The organism is Caldichromatium japonicum (assembly GCF_011290485.1).
Classification (GTDB): domain Bacteria; phylum Pseudomonadota; class Gammaproteobacteria; order Chromatiales; family Chromatiaceae; genus Thermochromatium; species Thermochromatium japonicum.
In genome coordinates this window covers 2,760,125-2,775,524 of record NZ_CP048029.1, presented here as the reverse complement: position 1 = coordinate 2,775,524, position 15,400 = coordinate 2,760,125, and the positions used below count along the sequence as shown (strand labels likewise).

General features: G+C 62.7%; 14 protein-coding genes. 4 read left to right on the top strand and 10 right to left on the bottom strand.

Annotation, left to right across the window (positions count from 1 at the left end; all coding sequences use genetic code 11):
* Positions 1-152 precede the first annotated feature (152 nt).
* The 10 genes from GWK36_RS13580 to prmA all read right to left on the bottom strand — a co-directional run bounded on the left by GWK36_RS13580 (position 153) and on the right by prmA (position 11,630).
* Positions 153-1,079 carry a hypothetical protein gene (locus GWK36_RS13580; RefSeq protein WP_166271891.1) on the bottom strand — a complete coding sequence of 309 codons (927 nt, stop codon included), beginning with the start codon at positions 1,077-1,079 and terminating at the stop codon, positions 153-155.
* Positions 1,080-1,138: 59 nt separating this feature from the next.
* On the bottom strand, positions 1,139-2,836 hold the full coding sequence (locus GWK36_RS13575) for a VWA domain-containing protein (protein ID WP_246237587.1): 1,698 nt from the start codon (positions 2,834-2,836) through the stop codon (positions 1,139-1,141).
* 182 nt (positions 2,837-3,018) lie between these two features.
* Positions 3,019-3,705, bottom strand: a complete 687-nt coding sequence (locus GWK36_RS13570) for a sensor histidine kinase (protein WP_166271889.1) — start codon at positions 3,703-3,705, stop codon at positions 3,019-3,021.
* Positions 3,706-3,709: 4 nt separating this feature from the next.
* On the bottom strand, positions 3,710-5,323 hold the full coding sequence (locus GWK36_RS13565; RefSeq protein WP_166271887.1) for a tetratricopeptide repeat-containing response regulator: 1,614 nt from the start codon (positions 5,321-5,323) through the stop codon (positions 3,710-3,712).
* A 137-nt stretch (positions 5,324-5,460) separates the two neighbouring features.
* Complete coding sequence (gene purD / locus GWK36_RS13560; RefSeq protein WP_166271885.1) at positions 5,461-6,744, bottom strand: phosphoribosylamine--glycine ligase; 1,284 nt, start codon at positions 6,742-6,744, stop codon at positions 5,461-5,463.
* 67 nt (positions 6,745-6,811) lie between these two features.
* Positions 6,812-7,618, bottom strand: coding sequence for an acyl-ACP--UDP-N-acetylglucosamine O-acyltransferase (lpxA, locus tag GWK36_RS13555; RefSeq protein ID WP_166271883.1), 807 nt, complete (start codon positions 7,616-7,618; stop codon positions 6,812-6,814).
* A gap of 3 nt (positions 7,619-7,621) precedes the next feature.
* Positions 7,622-9,175 carry a bifunctional phosphoribosylaminoimidazolecarboxamide formyltransferase/IMP cyclohydrolase gene (gene purH, locus GWK36_RS13550; RefSeq protein WP_166271881.1) on the bottom strand — a complete coding sequence of 518 codons (1,554 nt, stop codon included), beginning with the start codon at positions 9,173-9,175 and terminating at the stop codon, positions 7,622-7,624.
* A gap of 107 nt (positions 9,176-9,282) precedes the next feature.
* Entirely contained in the window at positions 9,283-9,576 is a 294-nt protein-coding gene (locus GWK36_RS13545) for a helix-turn-helix domain-containing protein (RefSeq protein WP_166271879.1), read from the bottom strand.
* Between the two features lie 54 nt (positions 9,577-9,630).
* The gene (gene dusB / locus GWK36_RS13540) at positions 9,631-10,647 is read right to left on the bottom strand and encodes a tRNA dihydrouridine synthase DusB (RefSeq protein WP_246237856.1); all 1,017 of its coding nucleotides are present in this window, start codon (positions 10,645-10,647) and stop codon (positions 9,631-9,633) included.
* A gap of 89 nt (positions 10,648-10,736) precedes the next feature.
* Complete coding sequence (gene prmA, locus GWK36_RS13535) at positions 10,737-11,630, bottom strand: 50S ribosomal protein L11 methyltransferase (RefSeq protein ID WP_166271875.1); 894 nt, start codon at positions 11,628-11,630, stop codon at positions 10,737-10,739.
* A gap of 144 nt (positions 11,631-11,774) precedes the next feature.
* Here prmA and GWK36_RS13530 point away from each other — a divergent pair, with 144 nt between their 5' ends.
* Genes GWK36_RS13530 through GWK36_RS15600 form a run of 4 tightly spaced genes read left to right on the top strand, consistent with a single transcriptional unit; the run spans position 11,775 to position 14,977 of the window.
* Complete coding sequence (locus tag GWK36_RS13530) at positions 11,775-12,872, top strand: Re/Si-specific NAD(P)(+) transhydrogenase subunit alpha (RefSeq protein WP_166271873.1); 1,098 nt, start codon at positions 11,775-11,777, stop codon at positions 12,870-12,872.
* A 52-nt stretch (positions 12,873-12,924) separates the two neighbouring features.
* Positions 12,925-13,224, top strand: coding sequence for a proton-translocating transhydrogenase family protein (locus GWK36_RS13525; RefSeq protein ID WP_166271871.1), 300 nt, complete (start codon positions 12,925-12,927; stop codon positions 13,222-13,224).
* Between the two features lie 12 nt (positions 13,225-13,236).
* Positions 13,237-14,640: an NAD(P)(+) transhydrogenase (Re/Si-specific) subunit beta gene (locus GWK36_RS15605; RefSeq protein ID WP_246237586.1), complete on the top strand. Its 1,404-nt coding sequence runs from the start codon at positions 13,237-13,239 to the stop codon at positions 14,638-14,640.
* A gap of 13 nt (positions 14,641-14,653) precedes the next feature.
* On the top strand, positions 14,654-14,977 hold the full coding sequence (locus GWK36_RS15600; protein WP_425482761.1) for an NAD-dependent epimerase/dehydratase family protein: 324 nt from the start codon (positions 14,654-14,656) through the stop codon (positions 14,975-14,977).
* The last annotated feature ends 423 nt before the right edge of the window (positions 14,978-15,400 follow it).

The window sequence follows — 15,400 nt, the reverse complement described above, 5'->3', positions numbered from 1 at the left end:
GGCAAACCCTCGAGCAGTCTCGGGAGGCACTGATGCATTCCTAGCTTAAACCCGGCCCCTGCGTCTCCCATGGATGGATTCCGGCTTGCGCTGGAATGACGAACCGGAATGACGAACCGGAATGACGGTCCAGTCCCTTCCAGGCCAGGCCGCTATTTCGACTCTGAGTCGGTATCGAACAGGTCGGCAAGCCCCTCGAGCTCCTCGCGGGCACGCGCCTCGGCGGTCTCTTCTGGATCGAGGGTGATCTCCTCCGTCGTCGGCGGCACGCTCGATGGCTCGGGTTCGCTCTGCCGGGGAGGTGGCTCGGGCGGTTTGGTGCCGACTATCTCCTCGGCCAGGGCCCGGAGCATCGCATCGATGTCTTCGGGATCGACCCGTTCCTCAGCCGGCACCGGCGCGACTGCCTCGGCTGCAGGCAATGGCTCGGGTTCAGGTTCAGGTTCAGGTGCTGGCGCCGCTGGCTGGATCGGGGCAGTAACGGGCTCGAGATCGACATCGATGTCGTCGAGATCCACTGCTTTATCTGAGGGTTCGGGTGGTGGAGGGGGGGGCGGGGCCTCTTCTTGAACCTTATTGAAGGCCGCCATGTATTCCTGCATGAGCTGCTCGAGGGTCTCTTTGGTCTGTTCGAGCTCGTTGATAAGTTGGCTTTTCTCGTTCTCTAGGCTTGAGACAGTGCTGGCGCTGACCATCCCAACCTGCGGCATCTCGGCGATCTCGGCCCAGGGTTTGACCACCTTGGCGAGCTCGGCAGGGATCTCCTTGAGCCTGGTCGCGTCGCGGTTGAGATAGAGATTGAGCATGACGTTATAAAAGGCCCGCTCGCGCGCCAGATATTCATCGACCTTGGCTGAAAGTTCGTCACCCGTCAGCCCATAGGTCGTCTCGAACAGGCGGGTCAGGGCCTCGCGGTGGTTCAATTCATGCGCCTCGATATGCTCGCGCACCGCCCCGGCATGGGCATGGTCGTCCTGCTGGCGCTGGTGCTGCTGTCTGAGGAACAGAAAGAGGATCAACCAACTGACCACGGCAAACTCGCCGGCCAGGATCAAGGAGGCTAGTTGGAATGCGGTCATCTCGCTTTAACCCCGCGCCCAGATCTCTTTTTGCGGCATGGCTTGAGGGGTGATCTGTCTTAAACCATAGCCGAACCCACATGCACCTTGCGTGCGCGGCCCATCAGCCACCAGGTGAGTCCCAGAGCGCTGCCCAGCAAGGCGTTGCCTGCCAGCAGATAGACGAAGAACCACAGCCAGGAAAAGGGTTCTGCACTGCCCTGGACGCCGGCCTTGGTCGTCTTGGGGGCTTTGAAGTCGAGGTGCAGGTTGCCCGCCTCAGGCTGGATCTGGATGGGTTCCCCGGCGAGGGCGCGCCCTATGAACTGGCCACTGATCTGATAGTCCCCCGGCTGCTGGATGGGGATCTTGACGGTCAGTGGAAAGCGCTTGTCCTTGGGGATCTCGATGACCTCGTTGAAGCCCTCGGGCCCGCGGGCGATGAGATAGCCGAAGAGGCTTGCCGGCTCGACGGCGTCGGGGTCGGCGCTGAGTTTGACCAGGATCGCGGCCTGGGGCTGGGTATCGGTCGGCAATTGCGACTCATAGCTGGCCTGGAGGGGTGCACCCCGGATCTTGAGATGCCGGCTGATCTGGCGCTGGAAGGTCCCGCCGTCGATGACGAAATCGAGACGATAGACCCCTGGTGCCAGGCCCGCTGTCCGAAGATCGGCGGCAAAACGGGCGCTGGCTGCATCCAGGGGCAAGGGTTGCTCGGATGCCGGCGGCGGGGCCGCTGGGGTCGCTGCGGCGGTTGTATCTGGGGTCGAGGATTGGCCAGGTGTCGCCCCGGGTTGCTGTTGGGCAGGGTCAGGGCTGAGCTGAACCTTGGCCTGGACGACCTGTAACAGGTCAAGCCGTTGGATGGGCTGTTTGTGGTCAGTCAGCCAGGTCTCGGCCCGGGGGCCCTCGCCCTGGGCGATGGCGCTGGGCAGAGGCCCGGTCTCGATGTCGAGGTCGGTGATGATGACTACGCGGTTGTCCGGGTCCTCGACCCCGCGGATGCGCCACTGACCGGGCTTGGGGTTGGCGATGGTGATGAGGTCATAGCCGGCCTCGGCGCGCCATCTCACCCCCGGCAAGAGCTGATCGGCGCGGATGCGCTCGCCATCTGGGGTTGTCAATTGGCTCTGGCCACCTTCGGGGCGAAAGGCTAGGACCGTCAGCTCGCGCACCTGGTTATCGATCTCGAAGCGATTGCCCTTGATCGGGACCGTGGTCGGCGGGGCGCTTTGTTCGAGCACACGCAAGAACAGGCGCTGTAGGGCATCGGCGGTCTCGGCCTTTTCCATCCAGCCGCCGGTCTGGACGGCGAGCAGGCGCATGAGCTGCTCATCGATCTGGTCCGATAGACCGATGGCATGGACCTTGGCGCTCATACCCTTGAGCCGCTCGATCTGTTCCGTCAGGATGCGCTGGCGCGAGGCGGCACTGTCCTCGGGGTTTTTAGAGACATCGGTCAGACCATCGGTGAGCAGGATCAGGTGACGCTCGCCCTCTGCCGGTTTTTGCGACCAGTCGGCGGTGGCGGTACGGATGGCACCCTCGATATCAGTAAACAGGCCTCGCGAATGGATGCGATTTAAACGACCGCGCAGCCGTTTACGCCACTCATCGTCAACTGCCCCAGGGGGGGCCAAGACCTCGGTCTGTTCGGCAAACAGCCAGACCCCTGCAATAGCCCCTGCCGGGATCAGCTCATTGAAGAGCTGCACGGCCGGGGCGCGCAGGTTGCGTGGATCGGTCTGACGCATGCTCCCCGAGACATCAATCAGCACCCGGACATCTGGGGGCGAGGACAAGACAGGGGAGGCACCGAGCAACAGCGTAACCGCTAAAAGGAGGTAGATCGGCCAATCGAGGGGTGCGGCATCGCCGCGCGTCCGGCGAGAGGCGATAGGGCCTAAGTGTTGGCTCGAACGACAGTAACCGTCAAGACAGCCATATCCCTCATTAGCGATCAGGGCAGCCACAGCTCGAAACACCCCCCAGGCAGGAGATGACCATTGACGAGGCGGATCGATCCGCACTTGTCCCCCTGACGGTGTAACTGGGCGAGGTGCGCGGCGAAATAGAGTCCCAATTGGGTATGTCCAGGAGTGCCTACAATCGAAGAAAGGGTCTGAGGCCGATAATCGGTTTGAGCAAGCATGCTGGGGGGAAAGCCGACACCGTCGTCCTCGACCCGGATCACTAGGAAACCTTCCATCAACTCGGCATTGAGCTGGATCTGCGTGCGGGCATAACGCCGGGCATTGCCGATGGCGCCCTCCAACACCCCGCGCACCAACTCTATATCAAAAAAGCCCATCAGCTCGGTATCGCATTGATGGTCAATCCGAAGCCCCAAGGCCTGACAGACCGAACGATTCTCAGCGATGATCTCTTCTAGGAACTCGTCTAGAGGATTGGCCGTGATGTTGACGCAGAGTTGGTCCTGGCCCAGCTTGTAGAATATCAGGAGCTGATTGAGGTTGGCATTGGCCCGGCGGGCCTCGTGCTGCAACAGGCTGGCCTGACGTGGGTCCGCGATATGGTTGGCAGGGTTGCCCAGCAGATCTTCGAGATTCGTCAGGATCAGCCCGAGCGAGTTTTTGATGTCGTGGATCGATGAGGCGAGGATTGTCGAAAAATCGAGTTTATCCATCGTTTTAAGTCTGGGTGAGTTTGCGGAGTCTATGGCGGACATCCCCGAGCCGCCAGTCGTCTGGAGCCAGTGTCTGGACGCGGTTGATATAGTGATGGACCTGAGCGATCAGGTCATTGGTGATCCCGCGGCGTTCCATATACATCAAAAGCGCCTTGGCAGCATTGAGGTTGATGGTCTTGTTACCGGGCATCTCTTCGGCGGCATGGCTGAGGAGCTTGATCGCTGCATCGAACTCGCCCTGCTTGATGAGCCGCACCCCTTCGTTGTTGGTGCGCACCACATCGCCTTGGACCTCGCGGATTGCGGACTCGGCGTCATAGTTCAACTTTGATTCCTGACAGAGATGGATGATCTGGGTCAGGATATCTTCATCGTCGTGGTTATTGGCGATCACCTGGCGCAGCAAGGCCGCCGCCTTGTCTTCCTGTCCGAGCTCGGCATAGGCCTTGGCCAGCTCCAGCGCATGCTGGGATAGACGCGCGCCTTCGTTCAGTCTAGCCAGTTCCTGCTCGGCCTGGGCGAGTGCGGCCTGGGCGCCGGCCTGATCACCCGCCTTGGCCTTGACGAAAACAGTGGCAGTTGCCTGATATAGCGCGGCCTCCGGGTGATCGGGAAAGACCTTGGGGATCTGCTCGGCCACCTTGAGCGCCTCTTCGCGCTTGCCAGCGGCTGCCTTGCTTTTGGCCAGGCCGGCAAAGAGGGCCGGATGATTGAAGACTGAGTATTTGGCAAGACCAACCGCCTGCTCATAGGCGAGCTCGGCGGTCTCGGGATGATTGTTGGTGAGGGCGATGTCGCCTATGAGACCTTGTCGGCGGATATTGCGCGGTGACAGACGCGCGGCGAGTTTCAAGGTCTCCTCGGCCTCGGCATATTGGCGCTGGGCCATCTGGGTCTTGGCCAGCCAGTCATAGGCGGCGACGAAGCTGCGTTCCTGTTCGATGATCTGGCTGAAGGTCTCGGCGGCCTGGGTGAATTGTTTGCGCATGAACTGGATCTTGCCGAGCCCAAGCCGTGCCCAGGGCATCTCACGGATGGCCAGTACCTGTTCGAGCACACTCTGGGCCTCATCGAGGCGATTGGACTCGATACAGATCTCGCTCTTGAGCTTTAAGAGTTCGCTGAGGTTGGAGGGGTGGTCGGCGATCAGGGTATCGAGTTCGCGGATAGCCCCTGCTGGGTCTTTGGCGAGGAGGGCCTGATTGACCTTGTACAGATGCGCCTTGCGCTCAAAGAGCTTGGTCAGGCGCGTTTGCAAAAACTCTTTGGTGAAGGGCTTGGACAGATAGCTATCGGGGGCATATTCCACCGCGCCCATGACCATCTCGCGGGTATTTTCGGCGGTGATCATGATGAAGATGCTATCGACCCCAAGCAGTTGCCGAACCCGCGCCTCTTCTAGGATTTGCTGACCATCCTTGCCGGTCCCGAGATTGTAGTCACACAAGACCACGTCGTAGTGACGGGCCTGCATCTTGGCGATGGCCTCGCTGCCGTTGCGCGCCTGGTCGATGTGTATAGCGCCGAGCGAATTGAGGATACGCTTGAGCGCTGTGCGCATATCGGCAAAGTCATCGACGATCAAAAAGTGCTTGGCCGCAAACAGATCCGCCATATTGGCCTCTCACCCCCATACATCGACCCAAACGGGATGAGCGATGCACCTCGCCCCATCCCAGGTCGGGCTTGCTGCTGGGGAGACGTCAGGATCAATCCCAGGGTACTCGTCATGCAGGCGCACCTGCCCCCTCTCTATAGCCCACGCGCGATGGCGCGATGCCCGATGTCGCGCCGCCAGAAGGCGCCCTCCCAGTAGATACGATCGACGGCATCATAGGCCAAGGAGCAGGCCTCGGCGATGCTTACACCGAGCGCGGTCACACAGAGCACCCGGCCGCCGTCGGTCAGCACCCGCTCGCCCTCCCTGCGCGTGCCGGCATGAAAGACCTTGATCTCTGGCGGGAAGGATCGCTCTAGGCCCTCGATCACCTGTCCCTTGCTGACCTCACCGGGGTAACCCGCGGCGGCCATCACCACCCCGAGTGCTGCCCTCGGGTCCCAGCGCGCCTCGGCCCGATCGAGCTCGCCGGTAAGTGCCACCATGCAGAGTTCAACCAGGTCCGATTGCAGGCGTATCAAGATCGGCTGGGTCTCGGGGTCGCCGAGCCGACAGTTGAACTCGAGCACCCTGGGGCTACCGTCTGGGGCGATCATCAGCCCCGCGTATAAAAAACCGACATAGGGGCAGCCCTCGGCCGCCATGCCTGCCACTGTGGGTTCCATGACCTCGCGCAGGATGCGCTCGTGCACCTCTGGGGTGACCACTGGGGCGGGCGAATAGGCCCCCATGCCGCCGGTGTTCGGGCCCCGGTCGCCGTCGTCGCGCCGTTTGTGATCTTGGGAGGAGGCAAGCGGTAGGATATGTCGACCATCGACCAAGGCGATGAAGCTCGCCTCCTCACCGCTGAGATATTCCTCGATCACCACCTGCGCCCCTGCATTGCCGAACTGCCTGGCCCCGAGCATGGCGCACACCGCAGACTCGGCGGTCGCCAGGTCCTGGGCGACCACCACCCCCTTGCCGGCGGCCAGACCATCGGCCTTGATCACGATCGGGGGCTCCACCTGCTTGAGGTGGGCGAACGCAGCGTCAAGCTCGCTAAAGACCGCATACTCGGCAGTGGGGATGCCATGTCGACGCATGAAGTCCTTGGCAAACGACTTGGAGCCCTCGAGCTGGGCGGCGGCCTGCGATGGCCCAAAACAACGCAGGCCGGCGTTCGCAAAGGCATCGGTGACCCCGGCGACTAAGGGGGCCTCGGGGCCAACGATGGTCAGATCGATCGCCTCTCTGCGCGCAAACTCGACCAGGCGCTGGATGTCCGAAGCAGGGATGGGGATGTTGGTGACCTTGGGCTCGCCCGCCGTCCCGCCGTTGCCCGGGGCTACATAGACCCACTCGACTAGGGGCGATTGGGCAGACCTCCAGGCCAGGGCATGTTCGCGCCCGCCGCTGCCGATGATCAGGACCTTCATAGCTAGACTCCTAGACTCTGTAGAGGACGCATTGCGTACCTATAGCCCTAAAGGGTATGCCCTGCGCCTAGTCCATCAGAGACGTATCGCGTACCGAGCGGCGAAACGGCAGGACCCCGCGCTTTGAACCGCGGATGAAGGCGATGATCGCCTCGGTCTCTGGGCCGGGATACAAGGCCGCGGCCTGGGCGAGCGCTTCCCCCCGTGGCAGGCCCGAGCGCAGGATCAGGCGATAGACCTGTTTGATGCGGCTGCGCTGTGCCTGGGTAAAGCCTTTGCGCCTTAGGCCAACGACATTGAGTCCGATCAAACGGGCACGGTTGCCGGCAGCCAATAGATAGGGTGGTACATCCTGGGTCACACCCGTGACCCCGCCGATCATGACATAGGATCCAATCCGGCAGAACTGATGCACCGCCACCTGACCCGAGAGAAAGCAATGATCCCCCACCTCGACATGACCGGCGAGGGTCGCACCATTGGCAAAGACATTGTGATCGCCGACAACACAGTCATGGCCAGCGTGGCTGAAGGCCATCCAATAGTTGTGATTGCCGATACGCGTGCCGCCCTCTGACTTGAGCCCGCAACTGATATTGACCGACTCACGGAAATGGTTGTGATCGCCGATGATTAGCGGCTTGGCCCGCTCGGGGCCAAAGCCGAGGTCCTGGGGCGCAGCCCCTAAGGTGGCGCCGTGATCGATGCGGTTATGGGCCCCGAGACGGGTGTGCCCGTAGATGCGCACACAGCTTCCGATCCAACAGCCCTCGCCGATGAATGCGTTCGACTCGATGAGGGTATAGGGACCGATGGTCGCGCTCTCATGGACCTCGGCCCCCTCCTCGATGATGGCGGTGGGATGGATCGGCATTGCTCAGTGCCTGAAATGACGCATGCCGGTGAAGACCATCGCCATGCCGTGCTCGTCTGCTGCGGCGATGACCTCGGCATCGCGCAGCGAGCCGCCTGGCTGGATGACCGCCTGGATCCCCACCGCCGCGGCCTGATCGATCCCATCGCGAAACGGAAAGAAGGCATCCGAGGCCATGACCGCGCCTTTAAGGTCCAGACTCGCTTGCTCGGCCTTGATCACCGCGATGCGCGCCGAATTGACCCGGCTCATCTGACCCGCGCCAATTCCCAGGGTCATCCCCCCCTTGGCATAGACGATGGCGTTTGACTTGACGAACTTGGCAACGCGCCAGGCAAATAAAAGATCGGCAAACTCGTCCTCGCTTGGGGCGCGCTGGGTAACGGTGCGCAGCGCATCGATGAGCTCGATGTCTGCGTCCTGGACCAAGATCCCACCGGTGATGTGTTTGAGGTCCAGCCGCTCCTTGAGCTCACCCTGCCAGCTGCCACAGGCGAGCAGCCGGACATTGGGCTTGGCTGCAAGGACCGAGCGCGCGCCCTTCTCGAACTCAGGGGCGATGATCACCTCGACGAACTGGCGCTCGCTGATCGCCCGCGCGGTCTCGGCATCCAGGGGGCAGTTGAAGGCGATGATCCCCCCGAATGCCGACTCAGGGTCGGTGCGATAAGCGCCCTCATAGGCCGCAAGCGGGCTCTCGCCCAGGGCTACACCGCAGGGATTGGCGTGCTTGACGATGACACAGGCCGGCGACTCGTCGAATTGTTTGACGCATTCGAGGGCAGCATCCGCATCGGCGATGTTATTAAACGAGAGCTCTTTGCCCTGGAGCTGGCGGGCGCCGGGGATGCCGACTGACTTGAGCGGCTGCTCGACATAGAGCGCTGCGCTTTGATGCGGGTTTTCGCCATAGCGCAGCGACTGCTGGCGTTTGAACTGGAGCGTCAGGGTGCGGGGGAAGCGCTGCTCCGGCTCCAGATGGCGCGCCAGATAATTGGCGATCACACCGTCGTAGCGCGCCGTATGTGCAAAGACCTTACACGCGAGTTTAAAGCGCGTCTCGTCGTTTACCGCGCCTGTGGCCTGGATCTCAGCGGCGACGCGCGGGTAATCGGCGGGATCGACCACCACTGCGACATCCTTGTGGTTCTTGGCCGCGGCGCGCAGCAGGGCCGGCCCACCGATGTCGATCTGTTCGATCGCGGTCTTGAGGTCGCAGCCGGGATCGGCGATAGTCTGCTCGAAAGGATAGAGATTGACCACGACGAGATCGATCGGCGAGATGGCGTGGCGCTCCATGGCGGCGTCATCGATCCCCCGCCGTCCCAAGATCCCGCCGTGGATACGTGGGTGCAGGGTCTTGAGACGTCCGTCCATCATCTCGGGGAAGCCGGTATGATCCGAGACCTCGACCACCGTCAGCCCGTGATCGGCCAAAAGACGGGCCGTCCCGCCAGTGGATAGGATCTCCACCCCGCGGGCGGCGAGCACGCCGGCAAACTCGATGAGACCGCTTTTATCCGAGACACTGATGAGGGCGCGGCGAATGGGTTGCATGGCAGCAGGGGTCCAGATTGGAGTTGGTCGGTGCAAATTGGCGCACTGAGGGTTGTCATCCGAGAGATTGTGCACCATCCAAGGCATCGATCCCAAGGGGTTTGTCTCTATTCGCGGATAATCCCATGTGCCGCAAGACGCTTGCGCAGGGTATTGCGATTGAGGCCGAGCATCCGCGCCGCCTGGGTGAGATTGCCCCGGCTGTGTCTGAGCACGGCCTCGAACAGCGGACGCTCGACCTCGCGGATGACCAGGTCGTAAAGCCCTTCGACGGCATAATCCCCCATCTGGGCAAGATAGGTCTCGATCGCCAAGCGTACACACTCGGCCAGGGGCTGGCTCGCAGCGAGTGAGTTGGCTGCTGCGGGTATAGAAGAGGTGGTCAGGGCAGTGCGCTTCATGCGGATGGATGCTCCGTTGGGCGAGGTTGATCAACACCACTGGCAGGCCAGCGGTCAAGGTCGACCCGCAATGGGCCAGGTCTCCCTAAGGTGCAAGCATTGACTGGGACCCAGCGGCCTTTGCTCGGACATACCAGCCTTTGCCCAATCGCCCGCGAGGAGCTCGCGCAATAGGGCATGCTGTTCGCGTGCCGAGGCGCTCTGGTTGATCCTTGCGCCCAAACCTGGGTCCTGGCTCAGACGCCGGCAATACCAGCCGAGGTGTTTGCGCGCCACCCGTACCCCCCGCGCTTCGCCGTAGAGGGCATAGATGGACTCCAGGTGTTCGGTTAGATATTCGCTCAGATCGGGCGCAAGCCCATCCCGATCGAGCTTCCCCTGCGTAGCCGCGGGCGACAAGGCGGTGAGGATCTCGCGAAAGATCCAGGGGCGACCCAAGGCCGCACGCCCGATCATCAGTCCATCGGCGTCCGTATCGCTCAAGACCCGGCGCACCGACTCAGGCGAGTCGATGTCGCCATTGGCGATCAAGGGGATAGAAAGGCGCGCGCGGATCAGGCGCGCCGTCTCATGCTCGGCAGGCCGGTCATAGCCGCAGGCGGTGGTGCGCCCATGCACCGTCAGCGCCGCGATCCCAGAGGCTTGGGCGATCTCGGCGATCCGCAGTGCATTGCGGGTCTCGGGCGAGTCGCCCGTGCGGATCTTGAGGGTCACGGGGACAGCCACGGCGCCGACCACGGCCTCAAGGATATGCGCGACCTTGAGTTCATCGCGCAGCAGTGCCGCCCCTGCCCCTGTCCGGCAGACCTTCTTGGCGGGGCAGCTGAGATTGAGATCGATGATCTGGGCGCCGCGATCGACCTGAAGACGCGCCGCCTCGGCGAGCAACTCAGGGTCGGTACCCAAGAGCTGGACGACGATCGGGCCGGGTTCGCCATGGTGATCGAGACGTGCGACCGATTTGGGGCTCGTCCAGAGCGCGGTTTGTGCGGTGAGCATCTCGGAGACGGCGAGCGCCGCACCCAGACGCCGGCAGAGGGTACGAAAGGGCCGATCGGCGACACCCGCCATGGGTGCAAGGATCAGGTTGTGGGCGAGCGCAATACCGCCGATCCGCAGCGGGCGGATCAAGGGTGCGGCAGCGGTCTGTTGCGGGGCGTTCATGGCGCACTATCCCCCAGACGCCGACCGGAAAGGAGCGCCCAGCCCTCGCGCAGGCGCGGCCTTTCCCAGGCGATCCAAGGGCGATAGGCGGCCTCGACCTGGTTGATCTGTTCAGCCAGGATGCCCGAGAGCGCAAGCGCCCCGCCAGGCAGCAAGAGGGAGCACAAACGGGGGGCGAGTGCGATCAGGGTACCGGCGAGGATATTGGCGACCAGGACCTCGACGCGCGGCTCGGCCAGCGCTTCGGGGGAGAGGATCGTCAAGCGATCCAATACACCATTGACCGCGGCATTGTCGTGGGTGGCAGAGAGCGCCTGGGGGTCGTGATCGACTGCGATCGCCCGCACAGCCCCGAGCTTGAGGGCTGCGATCGCCAGGATCCCCGACCCGCAGCCGACATCGAGCACCGTCTTGCCGTCAAGATCCGCCCCATCCAGCCACTCCAGGCACAATGCGGTAGTGGCGTGATGACCGGTGCCAAAGGCAAGCCCGGGGTCCAAGGCGACCACCGCCGACCCAGGTCTTTCAACCGCCTGCTCCCGCGGACAAACCCACAGCCGCTCGCCGAAACGGGTCGGTTTAAAGTCTTTCAACCACACCCGCTCCCAGACCTGATCCTCCAGACGCCCGATGACCGGCTCTACGCCGAGCCCCTCGGCAAGATCCTGCGCCAATTGGTTCATCTGGGATGCGCTTGCGGGGTCATCGGCAAAGAGCGCCGTCAGCCTGACCTCGGACCACAGGGGCGTTGCGCCTGGGGCGGGTTCGAGCTGCGGCTCGTCGCCTGCGTCGCTTAAGGTCACCGCCAGGGCACCTGCGGCAGTGAGCGCCTCGTCCAGCGCCTTGGCCTGGTGCCTTGGGGCGGTCAGGATCAGTTGTAACCAGGGCATGGCATGATGACAAGGTATGCGCGTTTAAGGGCACTATTGTAGGCCGGTTCAGAGGGTACATGCAGGGTTGCGATCGCGCTGAAGGCTCGCAATAATACGCAGATTTTGCCGTCGAGGGGCTTTAGTCATAGGTTTTATCAAACGATGAAGATCGGAATCCCGTTGGAGACCCGCCCAGGCGAAACGCGCGTCGCCTCCATACCCGAGGTGGTCAAGAGGCTCGTCAGTCAGGGCCTCGAGGTCATGGTCGAGGCCGGCGCCGGCGAGCGCGCGGGCTATCCAGACGCCGAGTATGTCGCGGCTGGCGCGCAGATCACCGACCGCGCCGGGGCCTTGGACGTCGATCTCCTGCTGAAGGTCCGCCGGGCGGAGCCCGCTGAGGTCGAGGCCATGCGTCCAGGTGGGGTCTATGTCGGTCTCATCGAGTCTTGCGGCGAGGACCCGGTGATCGCCGCCATGCTCGCCAAGGGGATGCGGGTCCTGGCGCTCGAACGCATGCCGCGCATCTCGCGCGCCCAGGCGATGGATGTCCTTTCCTCGCAGGCCAATATCGCGGGGTATCGTGCGGTCATCGAGGCGGCGGCGCGTTATGGGCGGTTCTTCCCCATGATGATGACCGCAGCAGGTTCGGCAAAACCGGCGCGGGTGGTGGTGCTCGGCGCAGGCGTGGCTGGGCTTCAAGCGATCGCCACCGCCCGGCGCCTGGGCGCCGAGGTCTTGGCCTATGACGTGCGCCCCGAGACCCGCGAGCAGATCCTATCGCTCGGCGCCAAGCCGATCGACCTCGATCTTGGCGAAAGCGGGGCGGGTGAGGGCGGTTATGCGCGTGAGCTTTCGGATGAGGCCAAGGCCCGTCAACAGGCGGCGCTCGCCGAGGTCTTGCTCAAGGCGCATGTCATCATCACCACCGCCCAGATTCCCTGCCGGCCCGCGCCGGTCCTGGTGAGCGAAGCGGTGGTCGAGCGGATGCGTCCGGGTTCGGTGATCGTGGACCTCGCGGCAGCAAGCGGCGGCAACTGTCCGCTCACCATCGCCGATGAGATCGTCGAGCGGCATGGGGTAACGCTTGTCGGGATCACCAATTTCCCGGCCCTGGTCCCGGCCGACGCCAGCTCCTTTTATGCGCGCAACATATTAAATCTCCTGGAGATTATGGTGGAACGCGTCGAGACAGGTCTAGAGTTGAAGGACCTGACCGCTGACGAGATCACGGCGGCCATGCTGATCCAGGCGCGGTCTTGATTGGCTCCATTGATGAGCAGTCGCTATCCCATCCTTTCAGGAGTCCTGCAGTATGACTGAGTCACTCGATCCGGCGCTGGTTGCGCTCTATGTCTTCGTCCTGGCCTGTTTCATCGGCTATTGGGTGATCTGGGGGGTGACGCCCTCTCTACACACCCCCCTGGTTGCCTTAACCAATGCCATCTCAGGGATCGTGTTGATCGGCGCGCTCTTGGTGGCAGGTGATCCAGAGGCTGGGCTAGGGGTACAGATCGCGGGTTTTGTCGCGGTCTTGCTCGCCTCGATCAATGTCTTCGGCGGCTTCCTGGTCACCCACCGGATGCTGTCGATGTTTAAGAAAAAGACAGGCTAAGGGCAGCAGGCGATGGAACTGACGGTCAATCAACAGGCCCTGGCCTACCTGGCAGCGGCGGTCTTGTTCATCCTGGGTCTCAATGGCCTTACCCATCCCAAAAGCGCCCGGCGCGGCAATCTATTTGCTATACTCGGGATGGCGATTGCCGTGGGCGCGACCCTCGCCGGCGGTGAGGTCAGGTCCTATGGCTTCATCCTCGTCGGCATCGCCCTGGGCGCGGTCATCGGCGCGATCGTCGCCATGCGCATCCAGATGGCGGCCATGCCACAACTGGTCGCTGCCCTGCATAGCTTTGTGGGACTTGCCGCCGTCCTGGTGGGGATTGGCACCTTTTTCGATCATCAGGTCAAAGGGGCGCTCACCGGTGTCCTGATGGGCGAGATCTCAGCAGGCGTGGTGATCGGCGCCATCACCTTTACGGGGTCGGTCATCGCCTTCGGTAAGCTGCAGGGGATCCTCTCGGGGGCGCCAGTGCGGTTTCAGGGCCAGCATGCGCTCAATACCCTGCTCGGTCTCTTGACCGTCGCCCTTGCCGTCCATTTTGCCCTGACCGGCCAGGTCTGGTCCCTGGCCTTGATGACCCTGCTTGCCCTGGTCATCGGCGTCACCCTCATCATCCCGATCGGCGGGGCGGACATGCCGGTGATCATCTCGATGCTCAACAGCTATTCGGGCTGGGCGGCGGCGGCGACCGGTTTCACCCTGCATAACAACCTGCTCATCATCACCGGCGCCCTGGTCGGCTGCTCGGGTGCGATCCTTTCCTACATCATGTGCCGGGCGATGAACCGCTCGATCATCAACGTCGTCTTCGGCGGCTTTGGCTCGGATGGCGGTTCAGGCGAAAGTGCGATCGGCCAGGCTGCCGAGAAGAGGGTGAAATCGGCCTCGGTGGAGGAGGTGGTCTATTGGATGGAGGACGCCAACAAGGTCATCGTCGTCCCCGGCTATGGCATGGCGGTCTCCCAGGCCCAGCATGCGCTCAAGGAATTCTATAATCTGTTGAGCGGGCGCGGTGTGGAGGTCAAGTTTGCCATCCACCCTGTCGCCGGGCGCATGCCCGGCCACATGAATGTGCTCTTGGCCGAGGCCGATATCCCCTACGACCAAGTCCTAGAGATGGATGAGATCAACCCCGAATTTCCCAGTGCCGACGTGGTCTTGGTGGTGGGGGCCAACGACGTGGTCAACCCGGCGGCCAAGGAGGATAAGACCAGCCCGATCTATGGCATGCCGATCCTCGAGGCCGGGCGGGCGCGTCAGGTCTTTTTCCTCAAGCGTTCCATGCGCCCGGGCTATTCAGGCGTCGATAATCTACTTTTTTATCAAGACAACACCTATCTGGTGTTCGGCGATGCCAAGGAAACGATCGAGGGGATCAATACCCTGCTTAAAGGGGGTGGTCACCTTTAGCCTGCTCTCCGCGATGACCGATGAGGGTGTGCGCCAGCTCGTCTTTTCCAGCAGCGCCACCGTTTACGGGCAGCTGCAATACCTGCCGCTCGATGAGGTGCACCCAACTGGCGCTACCAACCCCTACGGCCGCCGCACCAAGCTGCACATTGAGGCGATGCCGCAGGAGCTCGCAGCAAGCGACAGCAGTTGGCGCAGCGCCGTCCTGCGCTATTTCAACCCGGTGGGGGCGCATGAATCCCGCCTCATCCGCGAAGACCCGAACGTCATCCCGAACAATCTGATGCCCTACATCGCCCGCGTGGCCGCTGGGCAACTGCCGCACTTGAACGTCTGACGTCTGGGGCAACGACTATCCCACGCTGGACGGCACCGGCGTGCGTGACTACCTGTACGTCATGGACTTGGCCGACCCATCACCCTATTCGCGACCACCGTCCGGCATGCCATCACGTCCTGCCCACAGGCTCCACAGCGTGCAGGCGACAATCCTCTAGATCTGGGAGGCTCAAAACCAACCTCCGGCACCGGCCTTGGCTGATTCCATCCCGGTAGCTGTCCAGGCGAGCTGGACCATTGCAGTTTTGCCATTGACGATGCGCTCGGCAACAATGACTGCAAAGGCGCGCACATCCGGCCAGCGTTTAGGCGCGTGCAGGTAATCGATCTGGTCGAAGAAAAAGCAGCGCTGGGTTTCACTGCGCCCGTGGCTTTTTCGACGACCTCATCGCCCTGGTGCGGCGTGTGTTGACGCGCTGTT